This is a genomic window from Cognatiluteimonas lumbrici (genome assembly GCF_006476065.1).
GTDB classification, from domain to species: Bacteria; Pseudomonadota; Gammaproteobacteria; order Xanthomonadales; family Xanthomonadaceae; genus Cognatiluteimonas; species Cognatiluteimonas lumbrici.
Genome location: NZ_ML636798.1, coordinates 1,745,089 through 1,762,661, shown reverse-complemented (window position 1 = coordinate 1,762,661; position 17,573 = coordinate 1,745,089). Strand labels below are relative to the sequence as shown.

The 17,573-nt window shown below is 72.5% G+C and carries 15 protein-coding genes and 1 pseudogene; 3 read left to right on the top strand and 13 right to left on the bottom strand.

Features of this window, described 5'->3' with window-relative positions:
• Positions 1–19: 19 nt before the first annotated feature.
• From E4F25_RS08470 to glyQ, 4 genes are read right to left on the bottom strand one after another with little or no spacing between them, the layout of a single operon-like run.
• Positions 20–3,928: a translocation/assembly module TamB domain-containing protein gene (locus E4F25_RS08470; RefSeq protein WP_140909715.1), complete on the bottom strand. Its 3,909-nt coding sequence runs from the start codon at positions 3,926–3,928 to the stop codon at positions 20–22.
• A 2-nt stretch (positions 3,929–3,930) separates the two neighbouring features.
• A complete protein-coding gene (locus tag E4F25_RS08465; protein ID WP_140909714.1) occupies positions 3,931–5,679 on the bottom strand; it encodes an autotransporter assembly complex protein TamA in 1,749 nt (582 codons plus the stop codon).
• A 41-nt stretch (positions 5,680–5,720) separates the two neighbouring features.
• Positions 5,721–7,760, bottom strand: a complete 2,040-nt coding sequence (gene glyS, locus E4F25_RS08460) for a glycine--tRNA ligase subunit beta (RefSeq protein ID WP_140909713.1) — start codon at positions 7,758–7,760, stop codon at positions 5,721–5,723.
• Positions 7,757–8,695 carry a glycine--tRNA ligase subunit alpha gene (gene glyQ, locus E4F25_RS08455; protein WP_140909712.1) on the bottom strand — a complete coding sequence of 313 codons (939 nt, stop codon included), beginning with the start codon at positions 8,693–8,695 and terminating at the stop codon, positions 7,757–7,759. The genes glyS and glyQ overlap by 4 nt, the downstream gene beginning before the upstream one ends.
• Positions 8,696–8,739: 44 nt before the next feature.
• Between glyQ and E4F25_RS08450 the strand changes: the two genes are divergently transcribed.
• Together E4F25_RS08450 and E4F25_RS08445 are read left to right on the top strand one after the other, a co-directional pair.
• Positions 8,740–9,474 (top strand): glutamine amidotransferase, encoded by a 735-nt coding sequence (locus E4F25_RS08450; protein ID WP_140910391.1) that lies wholly within the window; start codon positions 8,740–8,742, stop codon positions 9,472–9,474.
• A 44-nt stretch (positions 9,475–9,518) separates the two neighbouring features.
• Positions 9,519–10,433, top strand: a complete 915-nt coding sequence (locus E4F25_RS08445) for a hypothetical protein (RefSeq protein WP_140909711.1) — start codon at positions 9,519–9,521, stop codon at positions 10,431–10,433.
• A gap of 21 nt (positions 10,434–10,454) precedes the next feature.
• Here the strand turns inward: E4F25_RS08445 and E4F25_RS08440 are convergent, their stop codons facing one another.
• From E4F25_RS08440 to E4F25_RS08420, 5 genes and pseudogenes are all read right to left on the bottom strand, one after another.
• Complete coding sequence (locus E4F25_RS08440) at positions 10,455–11,138, bottom strand: RDD family protein (protein WP_140909710.1); 684 nt, start codon at positions 11,136–11,138, stop codon at positions 10,455–10,457.
• Complete coding sequence (gene tatC / locus E4F25_RS08435; RefSeq protein ID WP_140909709.1) at positions 11,135–11,866, bottom strand: twin-arginine translocase subunit TatC; 732 nt, start codon at positions 11,864–11,866, stop codon at positions 11,135–11,137. The genes E4F25_RS08440 and tatC overlap by 4 nt, the downstream gene beginning before the upstream one ends.
• A gap of 1 nt (position 11,867) precedes the next feature.
• Positions 11,868–12,134 (bottom strand): annotated as a pseudogene (tatB, locus tag E4F25_RS08430) (Sec-independent protein translocase protein TatB); the annotation flags it as partial.
• A gap of 34 nt (positions 12,135–12,168) precedes the next feature.
• Positions 12,169–12,378, bottom strand: coding sequence for a Sec-independent protein translocase subunit TatA (gene tatA, locus E4F25_RS08425; protein ID WP_140909707.1), 210 nt, complete (start codon positions 12,376–12,378; stop codon positions 12,169–12,171).
• A 58-nt stretch (positions 12,379–12,436) separates the two neighbouring features.
• Positions 12,437–13,294 carry a lipid-binding SYLF domain-containing protein gene (locus E4F25_RS08420; RefSeq protein ID WP_140909706.1) on the bottom strand — a complete coding sequence of 286 codons (858 nt, stop codon included), beginning with the start codon at positions 13,292–13,294 and terminating at the stop codon, positions 12,437–12,439.
• A gap of 94 nt (positions 13,295–13,388) precedes the next feature.
• Between E4F25_RS08420 and hemH the strand changes: the two genes are divergently transcribed.
• On the top strand, positions 13,389–14,366 hold the full coding sequence (gene hemH / locus E4F25_RS08415; RefSeq protein ID WP_140909705.1) for a ferrochelatase: 978 nt from the start codon (positions 13,389–13,391) through the stop codon (positions 14,364–14,366).
• Here hemH and E4F25_RS08410 read toward each other — a convergent pair.
• From E4F25_RS08410 to ttcA, 4 genes are all read right to left on the bottom strand, one after another.
• Positions 14,333–14,830, bottom strand: coding sequence for a hypothetical protein (locus E4F25_RS08410; protein ID WP_140909704.1), 498 nt, complete (start codon positions 14,828–14,830; stop codon positions 14,333–14,335). The genes hemH and E4F25_RS08410 overlap by 34 nt on opposite strands.
• Before the next feature lie 70 nt (positions 14,831–14,900).
• Positions 14,901–15,680 carry a M48 family metallopeptidase gene (locus tag E4F25_RS08405; protein WP_140909703.1) on the bottom strand — a complete coding sequence of 260 codons (780 nt, stop codon included), beginning with the start codon at positions 15,678–15,680 and terminating at the stop codon, positions 14,901–14,903.
• Positions 15,681–15,755: 75 nt separating this feature from the next.
• Positions 15,756–16,676: a recombination-associated protein RdgC gene (locus tag E4F25_RS08400; protein WP_140909702.1), complete on the bottom strand. Its 921-nt coding sequence runs from the start codon at positions 16,674–16,676 to the stop codon at positions 15,756–15,758.
• On the bottom strand, positions 16,676–17,557 hold the full coding sequence (gene ttcA, locus E4F25_RS08395) for a tRNA 2-thiocytidine(32) synthetase TtcA (protein ID WP_140909701.1): 882 nt from the start codon (positions 17,555–17,557) through the stop codon (positions 16,676–16,678). The genes E4F25_RS08400 and ttcA overlap by 1 nt, the downstream gene beginning before the upstream one ends.
• Between the last annotated feature and the right edge of the window lie 16 nt (positions 17,558–17,573).

Sequence of the window (17,573 nt, the reverse complement as noted above, 5' to 3'; positions counted from 1 at the left end):
AGCCTACTCCCGCGGGCGTTCAGCGCTCCAGCCGCCAGTTCACCGAGGCGCGGTTCTCGACCGTGCTCGATTCGATCTCGACGTCGAAGCCCTTGCGCAGCAGGTACTTCAGCGTGAGCACCTGGCCGGTGCCGAGCAGCGAGACGCCGTAGCCGACGTACAGCTTGGGGCTGAGGTACTTGCCGACTCCGAGCACGCTGCCGCCGAGGGTGCGCGAGTCGATCACGCCGGCGTCGTCGAGGCCGATGCTGGCGCCGAGCTGCGAGGCGAGCAGGCTGCCGCCGGCGGAGAGCGCGGCGCTGGCGGCGTCGAGCTGGCGGCTCTCGTCGCCGGTGACGGTGGACAGCGGGCGGCCGAGCGCGAGGTAGGCGAGCGCCTGCGACTGGTCGCTGGCGGGATCGGTCCACACGTCGGCCTGCGGGCGGCTGGCGCGGCCGGTGACCGAGATGCCGGCGGTGACGTCGCCGATCTCGCGCTGCGCGCTGATGTCGAGCAGCGGGTCGGCGATCAGGCTGCCCTGCCACACCAGGCGCCCGCGGGTGATCTCGAGGTCCTGGCCGTAGGCGGTGTAGCGGCCGCCGACCTCGAGCTCGCCGCTGGCGACCATCTCGCGGCCCGGCCGCATGCGCACGTTGAGGCTGCCGTCGAGCGTGCCTTCGAGGCCGAAGCCGTTGAGCACGACGTCGTCGCCAACCTGCAGCGTGAGGTCGAGCGCCAGCGGCGTGGCCAGGCCCTGTTCCTCGTCCGGGTCTTCCGGATCGAGGATCACCACGTCCGGGGACACCGAGGCGCCGCGGTCGAGGCGCTCGAGGTCGATGGTGGCGCTGGGCACGACCACGGTGCCGCTGACCTGCAGCGGCTCGCCGGCCGCGTAGCGCACCGTGACATCCGGGTTCACCACCGCGCGCAGGTCGCGCGTGTCGGAGGCGAGCACGTTGCTGCCGCGCACGTTGAGCACGAGCGGGGTGTCGTCGCCGCGCCAGCCGAGGGAACCATCGATGTTGAGCGTGCCCTCGCCCGACTGGATGCTGCCGGTGATGCGCGCGCTGCCGTCCGGCAAGGCGTCCAGGCGCACGTTGCCGTTGGTGGGATGGATCGCGAGCGCTGGGATCTCGGTGGCGAAGTCGCTGAGCTGGGCGTTGCCGCCGAGCGTCGGTTGGGCGCGGGTGCCGCCGAGGGCGACGTGGCCGGCAAGCGTGCCGGTCGGCTCGACGATGTCCGGCGACAGCAACTCCATCCAGGTGAGCTCGTCGGTGCGCAGGTCGATCTCGCCCTGCAGCGGCGCGTAGCCGTCCCAGCCGGTGGCGAGCGTGGCGTCGAGGCGGCCGTCCTCGTTGACCACGGCGCCGAGCGTGGCCTCGATGCGTTGCGGGTCGAAGCTGGCGTCGAGTACCAGGTCGCGGTAGCTGACCAGGTCGCTGCGCGCGCGGCGGCTGTTCTTCATGCCGCCGGCGGCCGAGGCCAGGCGCGCCTCGCCGCGCCAGCCGTTGCCGGCGGAGCGCACCTGCGCGTCGAGGGTGAACTCGCCGTGCAGCAGCCACGGGCGGCCGTCGCCGCGTTCGGGCAGGTAGGGCACCACCAGCGCCAGCGGCACGTCGCGCCCGGTGACGTCGAGGCCGGTCGGCCAGGCGCCAGCGGCGCACAGCGTGCCGCCGTCGGTGGCCGCGAGGCAGGCGTCGTCGATGCGCCAGCGGCTGCCGGACTGCGCGACCTGCGCCGGCGCGGTGAGCCGCCACGCGCTGCCGCGCTCGGGTTCCAGCACCAGCGTGCGCACGGTGGCGCGCCAGTTGCCGCCGCGGCGGTCGGTGCTGCCGGACAGCGCGACGCTGCCGAACTCGCTGGTCGCATTCGCATCGAGCTCGAGGTTCTCGACCGCGCCGGTGGCATCCAGGTGCAACGCCTCGAACGGCAGGCCGAGCTGCAGGCCGCTGGCGTCCACGGTCAACGCGCCGCCGCCACCGCGCCACGGCAGCCGGCCGCGCGCGTGCAGCACTTCAGCGCGCCAGTCGTTCCAGGCGATGCCGCTGCCGTCGAGGTCGACGCTGATGTCGGGCGCGCTGCGGGTGCCGCCGAGCACGAGCGTGCCCTGCAGGCTGCCGCTGGCCTCCGGCAGCAGGTCGTCGAGGCGCAACGGGCTGAAGCTCGCGCGCACGTCCAGCCGCTGCGCGATCTCGCCGCGCGCCACCACGTGGCTGCCGCCCAGGCGCAGGTCCACGTCGCCTTCGTAGCCGGTGCTGCCGCCGAGCCTGCCGGGCGTGTGGATGCCGACCGTACCGTGCCCGGCCAGCGCGCGTCCGCGCAGGCGGCCGCCGAGGCGCTGCAGGTCGAAGCGCAGGTCCATGCCCTCGTCCGCGCGGGTGCGGCCGGTGGTGGCGAGGCTGCCGTTCACCGCGCCGTTCCAGTCGGGCAGGAAGTAACCGGGATCGAAGCCTGCGAGCGTGGCGTCCGCGGTCCACGCCAGCGAGGGCGACCAGCCGATGCGGCCGGTGGCTTCCAGGGTGCCGGTCGGCATCGCGGCGCTGAGCCGTTCGACCACCGCGCCCTTGCGGTCGCCGGTGCCGGCGATGCGCAGCTGCGCGCTGCGCCCGTCGCGCCACAGCGTGGCGGTGCCGCGTGCGTCCCAGTCGTCGGTGGTGCCGGTGACCCGCAGTTCGGCGTCGCCGCTGACCGCCGGGGCCGCGTCGGTGGCGCCGCGCCATTCCAGGCCCGCGCCGTTGAGGGTCAGCGCGACCTTCGGCTCGCTGCGGTCCGCCACCACCGGGTGCCTGTCCACGCTGCCGCGCGCGGTGATGCGGCCGCCGAGCACGTCCACGACCAGCGGTTCCAGCGTCAGCACCTGGTCGTCGATGACCACCTCGGAGGGCTGCACGGTGGCGACGAAGCCGTCGCGCTCGTAGCGGCCTTCGAGCTGCATCTCGCCGGAGACGCCGGACGCGCGCAGGTCGAGCGCCAGCGGCGGCGAGGGTTCGCCGCTGCCTGTGAGCAGGCTCGGGTCCAGCGCTTCGGTGCGCGCGCGCAGGCGCCAGCGCGGGCGCTCGCCGCCAGTGTCGTCGTCGAGGACGAGCGTGGCGTTGAGCGGCGCGGGCGCGTTGCCCGCGAGCGCAACTTCCAGGTGCGCGAGGTCGCCGCGCGCGACGAGGCCGAGGCTCGGCGCGGTGCGCCCGGTCGGCGCCGGCAGCACCGCGGTCGCGGTGAGGTCCATGCGGTAGTCGTCTTCCGGCACGTAGTCGCCGTGCAGGCTGAAGTCCCCGCGATCGCTGGCGACCACCACGTGCTCGACGTGCAGGCGGCCGTCGGACGCGTCGATGCCGCCGCGCGCGCGGCGGATGTCGATCAGCGGCGCGCCGTCGCGGGTGACCGTGAAGTCGTCCACCTCGAACGCGTCCGCCTGCAAGGCCAGCGGCGGCGCGATCCCGGGCAGCGACTCCGGCCACTGCGGCAGCTCGAACGGCGTGTCGCTGCGCGGCAGGTCCAGGCGCGCGTCGCGCACCACCATCGCGTCCAGCCGCAACCGGCGGCCGAGCAGCGGGCGCAGCGCGGGATCGAGCACCACCGTGTCGGCCTCGAACACGATCTCGCCCATCTCGCAGCTCGCCTCGTCGCTCGGCACGCAGCCCGGGTCCACCTGTCGCGGCAGGCTGAAGTGCACGCCGCGCAGGGTCAGCGGGCCGGAGGCGGGGCCTTCGGCGCTGGCCCAGGTGAGTTCGACGCCGGGGGGCAGGCGCAGCACGATCTGGTGCAACAGCACGTCGCGGCCGCGCACCGTCGCCAGCAGCCAGTACAGCAGCACCGCCACCAGCAGCGCGATGCCGACCACGAAGAACGCGCTGCGCCAGGCCAGCAGCGCCAGCCGCTCGCGCCGCTTCTCCCGCAGCTCGGCGATGCGGCGTTCGTGTTCCTCCGGCGGCACGGCTTTCGGATCGGCCATGGCTACAGGTCCGCGCCGATGTTGATGTTGAGGGTGAACGGCGAACGCGGGTCGTCGAGGCCGCGCGCGATGTCCACCCGCACCGGTCCGACCGGCGAGCGCCAGCGCAGGCCGACGCCGACGCCGGTGTGCCAGTCCGGCGTGCCGTTGAAGGCGCTGCCGCTGTCCACGAACAGCGCCCCGCCCCAGGTGTCGTTGAGGTAGTGCTCGTACTCGAGACTGGCGGTGACGACGTTCTTGGCGCCGATGCCGAAATCGCCGATGCGCGGCCCGACCTCGCGGTAGTCGTAGCCGCGGATGCTGCGGTTGCCGCCGGCGTAGAAGCGCAGGCTCGGCGGCAGCTCGGTGATCTCGTCGGTCCAGGTGCGGCCGAGTTCGCCGCGCGCGATCAGGCGGTCGAACAGGCCGAGCCCGCGGTACCAGTTGGCCCGCAGCTGCGCCTGCACGAAACCGGCGTCGGTGGGGCCGCCGGTCGGCGCCGCGCGCAGGTCGAGCGAGCCGCTCAGGCCGTCGCGCGGGAAGATGCGGTCGTCGGCGTCGATGTACTGCGCGCGCAGCTGGCCGAAGCTGAAGTTGCCGTAGCGGTAGCCGGGGTTGTCGATGTCGCCGGTGAACGCCCAGCGCTCGCGCAGCACGTGCGCGGACGCGGTGACGGTCAGGAAGTCGTTGACGTTGCCGCTGCGGCTGGCGACGAACTCCAGCCGCCGGTTGTCCATGTAATCGGTCTGCTCGTCGGCGAACTGCAGGCTGGCGGTGTACCAGCCGTCGAGCCAGGCAAAGGCGGGAATGCGGTACTGCAGGGTCAGGGTTTTCCGCTTCTGCGCGTAGTCCACTTGCGCCAGCGCCTTGTGCCCGCGCGAGTTGAGGTAGCGGCGCTCCATGCCGAGGCGCACGCCGGCGCCGCTGTCGGTGCCGTAGCTCAGGCCGGCGGTGTAGATGCTGCGCTTGGCCGGCTCCAGCGAGACGCTGACCGGCACCTGGTGGTCCGTGCCCGCCTCGTCCGGCTGCGGGACGATGTCGATCCGGCTGAAATAGTCGAGGCTGGCGAGCGAGGTGCGCAGGCGGTCGATGTGCTGCTGGTGGTAGGGCTCGCCCGGCTCCCACGACACCAGCTTCTCCAGCAGCTGCGGGCGGATGATCTCAGGCGACTGGGTGAAGTCGACCTCGCCCATGGCGTGGCGCGCGCCGCTGGTCCACAGCAGGTCGATGTCGGCGGCCTGTTCGGAGCGCGTGACCTCGACCCGGTGCCGCTCGAGCTCGGCGTCGAAGTAGCCGCGCTCGGCCAGGCGCCGGCTCACCAGCGCCTTGCTGGTGTCGTAGAGGATGCTGTCGAACACTTCGCCGGGGGCGGGCTTGAAGCCGGCGACCGCGTCGGTCATGTCGCGGTCGGCCTCGGCCTCGCCGGCGAGGGTGACGTTGCTGGCGCGCACGCGCACCGCGGGGCCGAGCTCGACGGTGATGACCACCTTGCCGGTGTCGCGGTCGCGCTCGACCTCGATGGTCGGCGAGTAGTAGCCGAACGGCTGCAGCGCCTCGCGGGTCTCGTCCTCGGCCTCGCGCACCAGGTAGGCCATACGCCGCGGCGAGACGTCACGGCCCTTGGCCTGCACCAGCGACAGCGACAGCTCGACGTTCCGGGTCATGGCCTCGTCGAGGCCGCGGATCTCCACCTCCCGGACCACGGCCGCATGCGCCGCGAAGGCGGACAGGCACAGTGCGGCGGCTGCGATCAGGCGGGGGGCTGGGCGCATTGAGCGAGCATACCGGAGGGGCGCATTCACGCCCCCTCACGTCAGGACGACAGGTGCTCGATGGCGGCGACGCTGCCTAGGCGGTCGGCGAGGCGTTGCAGCAGGGCCAGGCGGTTGCCGCGGATGGCGGGGTCGTCGGCGTTGACCATCACCTGGTCGAAGAACGCGTCCACCTGCGGGCGCAGGCGCGCGAGGCGGCCGAGCACGGCGACGTAGTCGCGCTGCGCGAGCGCGGTGTCGGTGTCGGCGATGGCGGCGTCCACGGCTTCGGCGAGCTCGCGCTCGGCGTCCTCGGCGAACAGCGCGGCGTCCACTCGTTGCGGGATCGCGCCTTCGGCCTTGCGCAGGATGTTGCGGATGCGCTTGTTCGCCGCGGCGAGCGCCTCGGCTTCCGGCAGCAGCGCGAACTCGGCGATCGCCTTCAACCGCCGGTCGAAGTCGGCCGGCGACTGCGGATGCGTGGCGGCGACGGCCTCGAACTGCTGCGGCGGCACGCCTTGCTCGGCGTAGTAGTGGCGCAGGCGGTCGAGGATGAACTCGCGTACCTCGGCGACGTCGGCACCGGCCGCTTCGAGCGCGGCGTCGAGGTCGAGGTCGATGCCGGCCTCCACCAGCGTGCGCGCCAGCGCCAGCGCGTTGCGGCGCAGCGCGAACGGATCCTTGTTGCCGGTCGGCTTGAGCCCTGCGCGGAAGCCGCCCGCCAGCGTGTCCAGGCGCTCGGCGATCGTCAGCGTGCGGCCGAGCGGCGACGGCGCGATGGCGTCCGCGGCGAAGCGCGGCATCCAGGCCTCGTCGATCGCGGCGGCGATCTCCGCCGGCTCGCCCGCGGCGGCGGCGTAGTGGCGGCCGGCGATGCCCTGCAGCTCCGGGAACTCGTTGACCAGGCGCGACTGCAGGTCGGCCTTCGACAGTTCCGCGGCGCGCCGCGCCAGCGCCGGCTCGACGCCGACCTTCGGCGCGATGGATTCGGCCAGCGCCGCCACCCGCGCGACCTTGTCGGCCACCGAGCCCAGCTTGGCCTGGTAGGTCACCGTCCTCAGCCCCTCGTTCATCGAGGCCAGGCCCTGCTTCAGGTCCTCCTCGAAGAAGAAGCGCGCATCGGCGAAGCGCGGGCGGATCACGCGCTCGTAGCCCTTGCGGATCTCGGCGGGGTCCTTGGACTCGATGTTGGCGACGCCGATGAAGTGCGGGGTCAGGCGCCCGCCCTCGTCCAGCACCGGGAAGAACTTCTGGTTGGTTTCCATGGTGGCGACCAGCGCTTCCGCGGGCACCGCCAGGAACTCCTCGTCGAAGCTGCAGGTGACGGCGTCCGGCCACTCGACCAGGCAGTTGACCTGCTCGAGGTTGCCGTCGTCCACGCGCGCGACGCCGCCGACCGCGCGCGCGGCCTCGCGCACCTCGCGCACGATGCGCTCGCGGCGTTCGTCCGGATCCACCAGCACGTGCGCGGCGCGCAGCGCGTCCACGTAGTCGCCGGGCGCGGCGATCCACACCGGGCCCTCGTGCATGAAGCGGTGGCCGCGGCTCATGCGGTCGCTGCGCACGCCGAACAGCGCGGCCTCGACCACGTCCTCGCCGTGCAGCAGCACCAGCCAGTGCACCGGGCGGGCGAAGCCGCTGTCGCGCGTGCCCCAGCGCATCGGCTTGGGGATCGGCATGCCGGCGATCGCCTCGGCCAGCACCTCCGGCAGCAGCGCCGCGGTGGCCGCGCCCGGGGTCACCGCGCGGTGCACGAAGCGCTCGCCCTTGTTGTCGGTGGTGCGCTCGAGCCGGGTCCAGTCCACGCCGGCCTTGGCGGCGAAGCCCTGCAGCGCGCGCGTCGGCTGGCCCTCGGCGTCGAGCGCGATGTTGACGTAGGGGCCGAGCACTTCCGAGCGCTGCTCGGGCTGCTCGGCGGCCACGCCCGGCAGCAGCACCGCGAGGCGGCGCGGGCTGTACAGCGGTTTGGCGTCGTCGCGTTCGATCGCGACGCCGCGCTTCACCAGCCCGTCGACCACGCCGTCGAACAGCGCCTGCGCCAGCCCCGGCAGCGCGCCGACCGGCAGTTCCTCGGTCCCGATCTCGAGCAACAGCGGCTTCATCGCTTCGACCCCGCGCCTTTCGACCCCGTGCCTTTCAACCCGGGGAAACCCAGCTTCTCGCGTTGCGCGTAATAGGCCTCGGCGACCGCCTGCGACAGCTTGCGCACGCGCAGGATGTAGCGCTGGCGCTCGGTCACCGAGATCGCGCGCCGCGCGTCGAGCAGGTTGAAGCAGTGCGAGGCCTTCATCGCCTGTTCGTAGGCGGGCAGCGGCAGGTCGAGCTCGACCAGCGCCAGCGCCTCGGCCTCGCACTCGTCGAAGCGGCGCAGCAGCACCTCGACGTTGGCGTGCTCGAAGTTGTAGGCGCTCTGCTCGACCTCGTTCTGGTGGTAGACGTCGCCGTAGGTCACCGGCGCGCCGTCCGGCCCGTGCGTCCACACCAGGTCGAACACGTTGTCGACGTTCTGCAGGTACATGCACAGGCGCTCGAGGCCGTAGGTGATCTCGCCGAGCACCGGCTTGCACTCGATCCCCCCGGCCTGCTGGAAATAGGTGAACTGGGTGACTTCCATGCCGTTGAGCCAGACCTCCCAGCCCAGGCCCCAGGCGCCCAGCGTCGGCGACTCCCAGTTGTCCTCGACGAAGCGCAGGTCGTGCACCAGCGGGTCGATGCCGAGCGCGCGCAGCGACCCCAGGTACAGCTCCTGGATGTCGTCCGGGTTCGGCTTCATCACCACCTGGTACTGGTAGTAGCGCTGCAGGCGGTTGGGGTTCTCGCCGTAGCGGCCGTCGGTCGGCCGCCGGCAGGGCTGCACGTAGGCGGCGGCCCACGGCTCCGGCCCGATCGCGCGCAGGAAGGTGGCCGGGTGGAAGGTGCCCGCGCCGACCTCCAGGTCCAGCGGCTGGATCAGCACGCAGCCGCGCTCCGCCCAGTAGGCGTTGAGGCGCTGGATCAGCTCCTGGAAGGTGATGCGCTGGCAGGTGGGCCCGGTCATGCGTCCGTCGCGTCGCGAAAGCTGGCTAGTATACGGGCGTGAACATGCTCGGCCTTGCACCCTTCCTGATCGTCGAGACCGGCCAGCCGGCCCGTCCCCTGCGCCGCTACGGCGGCTTCCCGCACTGGATCCGCGTCGCCGCCGGGCTGGGGCCGGACGAGGCCGTGGCCGTGAACGTCGAGCGCGGCGACGAGCTGCCCGACCGCGAGGGCTTCGCCGGCGCCATCGTCACCGGCTCGGCGGCGATGGTCACAGACGGCCACCCGTGGAGCGAGCGCAGCGCGGGATGGCTGCGCGAGGCGGCGGAAGCTGGGATGCCGCTGTTCGGCATCTGCTACGGGCACCAGCTGCTGGCGCACGCGCTGGGCGGCAAGGTCGGGCCGAACCCGGCCGGACGGCAGATGGGCACGGTGCCGATCTCGCTGCTGCCGGCCGCGGGCGAGGATCCGCTGTTCGCGGGCGTGCCGGACGGCTTCCCGGCGCAGGTCACCCACCTGCAGGCGGTGCTCGAACTGCCCGAGGGCGCGACCGCGCTGGCCACGTCCGAGCGCGACGGCAACCACGCCTTCCGCTGGGGCGATGCGACCTGGGGCGTGCAGTTCCACCCCGAGTTCAGCACCGCGCACATGCGCGGCTACCTGCGCGCGCGCAGCGACGCGCTGGCCGGCGAGGGCCAGGACCCGCAGGCGTTGATCCGCGGGGTGTCCGCGGCACCGCACGCGCGCGGCATCCTGCGCGGCTTCGTGCGCGAAGCGCGACGACGCGCCTCCATCGTCTAGGATTGGCGCATCCGCCCGCGGGCGATCCATTGGGGAGCAGGCAGATGCAGACACGATCCATGGGGCCCGGCGCCGGCTGGCGCTGGCTGGCGCGCGCGGTGGACCTCGGCCGCCACGACCCGAAGGCGCTGTTCGGCGGCGCCGCGCTGCTGATGCTGGTGGCGCTGCTGCCGAGCCTGGTGCAGCAACTGGTGCTGCTGGCGGTGGGCCCGGACAACGTGCAGGTGGTGCTGGCGGTCTCGGTGGTCACCACGCTGGCGATGATCCTGGTGTTCCCGCTGCTGATCGCCGGCTACCTGCGCGTGATCGACGCCGCCGAGAACCGCCGGCCCACGCGCGCCACCGCGATCTTCGACACTTTCCGCGCCGGCAGCGGCCGCGGCCGCATCATCGGCACCGGGCTGCTGCTGATGCTGGTTTACGTCGCGCTGATCGTGCTGGTCATGGGCGTGGCCGGCCGCGAGGTGGCGGCCTGGTACTGGGAGGTGCTGTCCATCGCCCAGTCCGCGACCCCGGGCACCCCACCGACCGAGATGCCGCCGATGCCCGAGGGCATGGGCCGCGTCGCCGGCCTGCTGTTGCTGGTGATGATGATTTCCGGCGGCCTCTACGCGATCGGCTTCGGCCAGGTGGCGCTGGGCGGGCGCAATGCGCTGGGCGCGCTCGGCGACGCGGTCACCGGCACGCTCCGGAACGTGCTGCCGCTGCTGGTGCTGACCGTGGTCGGGCTGGTGGCGATGGTGCTGGCGACGATCGTGGTGGTGCTGGTGGTGGCGCTGCTGATGCTGGTCGGCAGCCTCGTGCATCCGAGCATCGGCCTGGTGCTGGCGGCGCCGGCCTACCTCGCCTTCATGGTGATCATGTACGTGGTGATGTTCGGCATCATGTACTTCATCTGGCGCGACGTCTGCGGGCCGGAGCAGGCGGCGCCGGTGCGCGACGACCACTTCGTCGCGTAACGCCGTACCGGGATCGCTGGCTCAGCCGAAGGCCGCGTCCACCGCGGCCACGTAGCGGCCCGCCAGCCACCCGAGCAGCAGCAGGCCGGCGCAGGCCTGCAGCGCGATCCACGCGGCCGCGGCCCAGGGCAGGCGCCGCGCTTCCGCGTCGCGCAGCACGCGGGTGCCGGCGATGCGGTCGTGCAGCGCGCGGTGCGGCGCCGGCAGCGCCATCAGGTGCCCGATGTTGAGCGTGAGCCAGGACAGCGCCGCCGCCATGTGCCGGGCGACGGCGCGCGCCGGCGACGGCCGCGCCTCGCCGCGGTCGGCCACGCGCAGGCCGAAGGCGCGCTTGCCCGGCGAGCCCTGCAGCGGCGAGGCCGTGCCGAGCACGTGCCAGGCAGCGGCCAGCAGCAGGTAGGCCAGCAACGGCGGCCACAGCAGTTCCCAGGCGGCCGATTGCAGTTGCGCCGCCGAGTCGCGCAGCCGCGGGTCGTGCAGCAGGTCCTCGGCGATCGCCGGGATCCGGGTGCCCGCGAGCATGCCTTCGGCGAGCGCGGTGCCCATGCTCGACCACAACGCGGAGAACGCGGCCACCAGTTCCGCCGCGGCCGGCTGCAGCTGCTTCCAGCACAACGCCACCGCGGCGCCCGCGAGCACCGCGAAGTCCAGCGACCACGCCGCGTAGCGGTGGCGGAAACCGGCGGGTGCGCGCGCCGCCGTCATCGCCGCCCGCGCGTGAGCAGCACCGACGCGAGGATGCCGGCCTCGTACAGGGCCACCATCGGCACCGCGAGCATGAGCTGCGAGATCACGTCCGGAGGGGTGATCAGCGCCGCGACCACGAAGATGCCGACGATCGCATAGCCGCGCCATTCGCGCAGTTGCGCCGGCGTCACCCAGCCGAGCAGCGCCAGGATCACCAACGCCACCGGCAGTTCGAAGCTGAGCCCGAACGCGAGGAACACCACCAGCACGAAGTCGAGGTAGGCGTTGATGTCGGTCATCATCGCCACGCCTTCGGGCGTCACCGCGTGCAGGAACGAGAACACCGCCGGCAACACCAGGAAGTAGGCGAACGCGCAGCCGGCGTAGAACAACGCCAGCGCCGAGGCCAGCAGCGGCAGCGCCAGCCGCCGCTCGCTCTTGTACAGGCCGGGGGCGACGAACGCCCACGTCTGGTACAGCAGCCACGGCATCGCCAGCACCAGCGCCACGAAGAACGCGAGCTTCACCGGCGCGAAGAACGGCGATGCCACTTCCACCGCGATCAGCTGGCCGCCGGCGGGCAGCTTGTCGAGCAGCGGTTGCGCGAGCCAGGCGTACAGCCGGTTGGCGAACGGCAGCAGCGCGACGAACACCAGCACCAGCCCGAGCACGCCGCGCAGCAAGCGCGAGCGCAGCTCGACCAGGTGCGCGACCAGGCTGGCGCCGGGCTGGTCAGCGGCGTTCATCGCGCGGGGGCTCCTTCGCTTCGGAGGCGACGTCGCGCAGCGCGCCGTCGGCGTCGCGGATGGCGGCATTGGCCTCGTCCAGGCTCTTGCGCAGGTCCTCGGCGGCCAGTTCCTGCTCGAGCTCGTTGCGCACCGAGTGCCACTGCGCGCGCGCGCGCCGCACCCACAGCCCGGCGAAGCGCGCGGCGCGCGGCAGGCGCTCGGGGCCGAGCACCAGCAGCGCGACCACGGCGATCACCAGCAGTTCGGAGAATCCGACGTCGAACATCCGGCGGCCTCAGCCGACGCCCATGCCGGGGCGTTCAGCGCGACGGCGGGGTGCCGTCGTCGTCGCCCTGCGTGCCATCGGCCCGCGTATCGTCGGCCGGCTTGTCGTCCTCGTGCAGGCCCTTCTTGAACCCGCGCACCGCCTCGCCGAGGTCGTGGCCGACGTTCTTCAGGCGCTTGGTGCCGAACACCAGCACCACGATCACCAGCACGACCAGCCAGTGCCAGAGACTCAGACCACCCATGTGCGTTCCGCCCGTTTCGACAAGGCCGACAGGATACCGCAGGGCGTCCCGCTTGCCGTCAGGGCAGCGGCTCGATCGTCGCCGGGTTCTCCTCGACCGGCTGGAACGGGGTCGGCTGCGGCGCGGTGCCGCTGTCCGGGGTCACCGTGGTCGCGGGCAGCGCCGGTTCCGGCGTGGCCGCGGGCCGGACCGGCGGCGCGCCCTCGGTGCCACGGGCGGCGGCAGCGGCGGCGGTGGCCTCCTCCAGCGCATCGCGGAACGACACCACCGCGCTGGACGGGCGCTGCGCGAAACGGTTCTCGAAGATCATCCGCGGCGTGGTGCCCTCGCCGTACACGTGCTGGTTGGCGTCATGGTTGATGGACAGCACCGCGCCGTCCAGGGCCACGCCGGCGAACAGGCCGCGGGCGCGCGACCAGGACCAGATCTCGGCCTTCATCTCGCCGTCGGTAGCGGCCGAGGCGGTACGGCCGACCGGGCCGGCGGCGACGCCGGCATCGGCGCCGAGGGTGAACTTGCCGTTGACGATGGAGTCCACGCCGCGCGGGCTGCGGAACACCAGCACGATGTCGGAGGACTGCACGCCGGCCTGGAAGCCGATGCTGCCGCCGGTGAGGGTCACGAAGCTCGGGTTCGACCAGGTGCCGTCGGGACGCTTCACCGACATCAGGCCGTGGCCGCGGCGGCCGCCGATCACCAGGCCGGCCTTGATGCTGTCGGGCACGACCACGATCGCGTGCGCCTCGTCGAGCAGCTTGTCGGGGATCGCGGACTCGGGGATCGCCTGGATCTCCTTCAGCACGCGGACGGCGTTGCTGGCGCGCGCGTCCTCGTCGCTGCCGGCGACGGCAACACCGGACACGGCCAGCAGGGCGGCGGCGGCAACCAGGGCCAGGGACTTGCGCAGGGTCGACATCGGGCATGCTCCGGGTGAGTGCGGACGGCGCCCAGCCTAGGCGCCGCGCGATGAATAGTGCAGGAACCGGCTGCACGCGTGCCATCCTATGCCGATGAGCACGCCCCCGCGCGACACCCTGCTGCTGGTCAACCTGGGCACGCCCGACGCGCCCAGCGCGCCCGCGGTCGCGCGCTTCCTGGACGAGTTCCTGTCCGACCGCCGGGTGGTGTCGCTGCCGCGCTGGCTGTGGCGGCCGGTGCTGCGCTGGCTGGTGCTGCCGCGGCGCTCGCCGGCGGTGGCGCGGAAGTACGCCGCGATCTGGCTGCCCGGCGGCTCGCCGCTGGCGGTGCACACCCGGGCCCTGGCCGATGCCGTGCAGCAGCGCCTGCCGCAGGTGCACGTGGACGTGGCGATGCGCTACGGCGCGCCGTCGCTGCCGGCCGCGCTGGAGCGGGCGCGGGCGCGCGGCGGGCGCGTGGTGGTGCTGCCGCTGTACCCGCAGTACTCGACCACCACCACCGCGAGCGTCGCCGACGTGGTGGATGCCGACGGCGCCGGCGTGCAACTGGTGGACGACTACCACGACGATCCGGCCTGGGTGGCCGCTGTCGCGGGCTCGATCCGCGAGCACCGCGACGCGCACGGGCCCGGCGAGCACCTGGTGCTGTCCTTCCACGGCATCCCGCAGCGGGTGGTGGATGCGGGCGACCCGTACCAGCGCCAGTGCGAGGCCAGCGCGCGTGCGATCGCCGCCGCGCTCGGGCTGGCGGACGGGGACTGGACGCTGGCCTACCAGTCGCGCTTCGGCGGCGGCCGCTGGCTGCAGCCGGCGACCCAGGACGTGCTCGACGCGCTGGCCGCGCGCGGCGTACGCACGGTGGACGTGGCCTGCCCCGGGTTCTCCGCGGACTGCCTGGAGACGCTCGAGGAGATCGGCATGATGCTGGCCGAGCGTTTCGCCGAACGATCCGCCGGACGCAGCGGCAGCCTGCGCGCGATTCCCTGCCTCAACGACGCGCCGGCGCACGCCGACGCGATCGCCTCACTCGCGCTGCGTCAGTTCGGCGCCGCCGAGAGCTGCACGCTGTAGACCACGCCGTCCTCGGCGCGGTCGAACGACAGCGCGGCCACGTTGCGCTCGTTCTGGAAGGTCAGGATGCGGCTATGGTCGTCGCCCGCCTGCATGCTCTGCTGCCACCCGCCGGCCTTCATGAACGCGGCGGCCGCGTCGGCCAGGCTGGAGACGTCGCCGCCGGTGCGCAGCGAGACCATGCTGAAGCCGGCGCTGTCGAGCGCGCTCTCGATCGTGTAGTCGCCGGGCAGGAACACGTCGCGCGGGAAGTTGGCGGGCAGCGTGGCGCTGTTGCCGCTGCTGATCGTCATCGCCTCGTCGCCGCTGCCGAGCACGACCCGCTCGCCGGACTTCTCCACCGACACTTCGGTTCCGGCGGCGGCGCTGGCGACGGCACTGGCCATGCGCTCCTCCGGCGACTTGCCGCAGGCCGCGAGCCCGGCGACCAGGAGGACGATCACTACGTACGGCACGGTACGCATTTTGCGTTTCTCCAAACCATCAGGGGATGGTGGGGGAATACGGAGCGTGGGGGCCCTTCAGGCCACCCGTTCAGCCGAGCAGGGTGCGCAGGCTCGCCTTTACCCGGCGACCGTGCTCATGGAACCAGTCGCGCTCGGCTTCCCAGCCGGGAAAGCGTGCCGAGACCTCGCGCCAGTACGCCGGCGAATGGTCGGCGCGGAGCAGGTGGCACAGCTCGTGCACCAGCACGTACTCGAAGGCCGAGGGCCGCGCCAGCACCAGCGACAGGTCGAGGGTGACGCTGCCATCGGGGGCCAGCGATCCCCATTGCGAGGACATCACTTTGAAGCGCACCTGCCGCGGCGTGCGCGGCAGCGACGCCAGGTAGCGCGGCAGCCAGCGCCCGACGTCGGCGCGCGCCTCGCCTTCGTAGAAATCCTTCAGCGCGCGCCGCAGCGCAGCGTCGCCGGCCGAGGCCGGCGCGGTGAACAGCAGTGCGCCGGTCTCGGTGCGGCGCAGCCGCGAGTAGCGGCCGGCGTCCCAGTGCAGCGGTTCGATCGCGCCGCGCAGCGGCAGCGTCGGGGTGATCCCGCGCTGCAGCGGCGTGAGCCCGCCGCAGTCGAACTCGCGCAACTGCGACAGCAGCCAGGCGCGGTGCTCCTCGACGAAACGCTTGCCGGCGACCAGCGAAGCGCGCGGCGGCAGCGTCAGGCGCGCGCCGCGTTCGTCCACGCTCAGCTTGATCCGGCGCGCGCGCGGATCGCGGATGCGCGCGACGTGCACCACGCTGCCATCGTCGAGCGCCAGCTCGATCGCGTCGCGCTGGATCGCGCGCGGCTTCGGTGCGAGCAGGCGGAACGGGTTCGACATGTCCACTATTGTAGGAGCGGCGCTAGCGCCGCGATGTGATCACAACCACCGGCGCAAACACCAGCGAGGCCCCGGTCAATCCACCTTCGACAGCTTGAGCGCCGGCTCGATCACGCTGAACAGGCGCTTGAGCTCGGCGGCCATCAGCGCGAAGCGCGCGTCGAGCTCGGCGCGCAGGTCGTCGCGCTCGCTCGACTCGAGCGCGTCCACCGCCCCGTCGAGCAGCTTGAACTTGCGCAGCACCAGGTCCTCGCCGAGCACGAACGCGACGTGGTCGTCGAGCGTGAGCGCCAGGCGCGCGACCTGCTTGCCGGACTCCAGGTGCTTGCCGATCTCGTCGCCGGTGAGTTCCTGGCGCTGGCACTTCACCACCGCGCCGTTGTCGGCGGCATCGCGCAGTTCGCACTCGTCGCCCAGCGACAGCCCGTCGGGCAGCGGCTCGCCGGCGATCCACCCGGTCAGCACCGCGCGCGGCGCGACCTCGGCGTTCAGCGGCAGCGCCGGGAAGCTGCCGAGCGCGTTGCGGATCTCGGCGACCACGTTCTCGGCCTGCTTGCGCGACGAGGTGTCCACCGCGCAGATGCCGTGCTCGAGGTCCAGGATCGCGTCCACCCGCCCCGGACGCACGAAGGCGCGCGGCAAAAGCTCGTGCACCAGGTCCTCCTTGAGCCGCTTGCGCGTGCGCCCGCCCGGGCGCCGGCCTTCCTTGCGCTCGAGCTCGGCGAGCTTCTTCTGCAGCAGGTCGTTGACCACCGCCGAGGGCAGCAGCCGTTCCTCGCTGCCGACGCTGAGCCAGATGGCATCGCCGATGCGGTGCGAGAGCGCAGCGTCCGCGTCGTCGCCCTCGCCCTTGGGCGGAATGGGCGACACGAAGCCGCGCGAGGCGAGCTCCAGCGGGCCGACCGGCTTGAGCGCGCATTCGGCGAGGTGGCTGTCGAAATCGGAGAGGTCGAGGGAAGTGGGGAAACGGAACAGCGTCAAATTGCGAAAGAACATCAGGCCAGCCAGTCGTGTACATCGGGTGGGGGGGAATCGCCGCGCTTGCCCAGCCCCAGGAAGTCGAACAGCTTCGGATCCGAAAGCTGCGACGGCCGGATGTCGCCGAGCGCGCGCGCGATGGTCTCGATGCGCCCCGGGGACTCCTTCTCCCAGGCATCGAGCATGCGCTTCACCTGCTTGCGCTGCAGGTTTTCCTGCGAGCCGCACAGGTTGCACGGGATGATCGGGAACTGCCGGGCCTCGGCGTAGGCGACGATGTCGTCCTCGCGCACATAGGCCAGCGGCCGGATCACCACGTGCCTGCCGTCGTCGCTGAGCAGCTTCGGCGGCATGCCGCTCAGCTTGGCATGGAAGAACAGGTTGAGGAAGAAGGTCGCCACCAGGTCGTCGCGGTGGTGGCCCAGCGCGATCTTGGTGAAGCCCTGTTCCCCGGCGTAGGTGTAGAGCGCGCCGCGCCGCAGCCGCGAGCACAGCGAACACATGGTCTTGCCCTCGGGCACCACCCGCGACACCACCGAGTACGTGTCCTGCTCGAGGATGTGGTAGTCCACGCCGAGCGAACGCAGGTAGTCCGGGAGCACGTGCTCCGGGAAGCCGGGCTGCTTCTGGTCGAGGTTGACCGCGGTCAGCGAGAACGACACCGGCGCCTTCTTCCGCAACTGCAGCAGGATGTCGAGCAGGGTGTAGCTGTCCTTGCCGCCGGACAGGCAGACCATGACCTTGTCGCCCTCCTCGATCATGCCGAAGTCGGCGATCGCGCGGCCCACCTGGTGGCGCAGGCGCTTGGCCAGCTTGACCTGCTCGCGGCGTTCGCGCTCGGCCCGCGGACGGGGCGCGGCCAGGGATGCCGGGTCGGCAATGGGGAGGATCGAGGGCATGCCGTATTTTACCGTT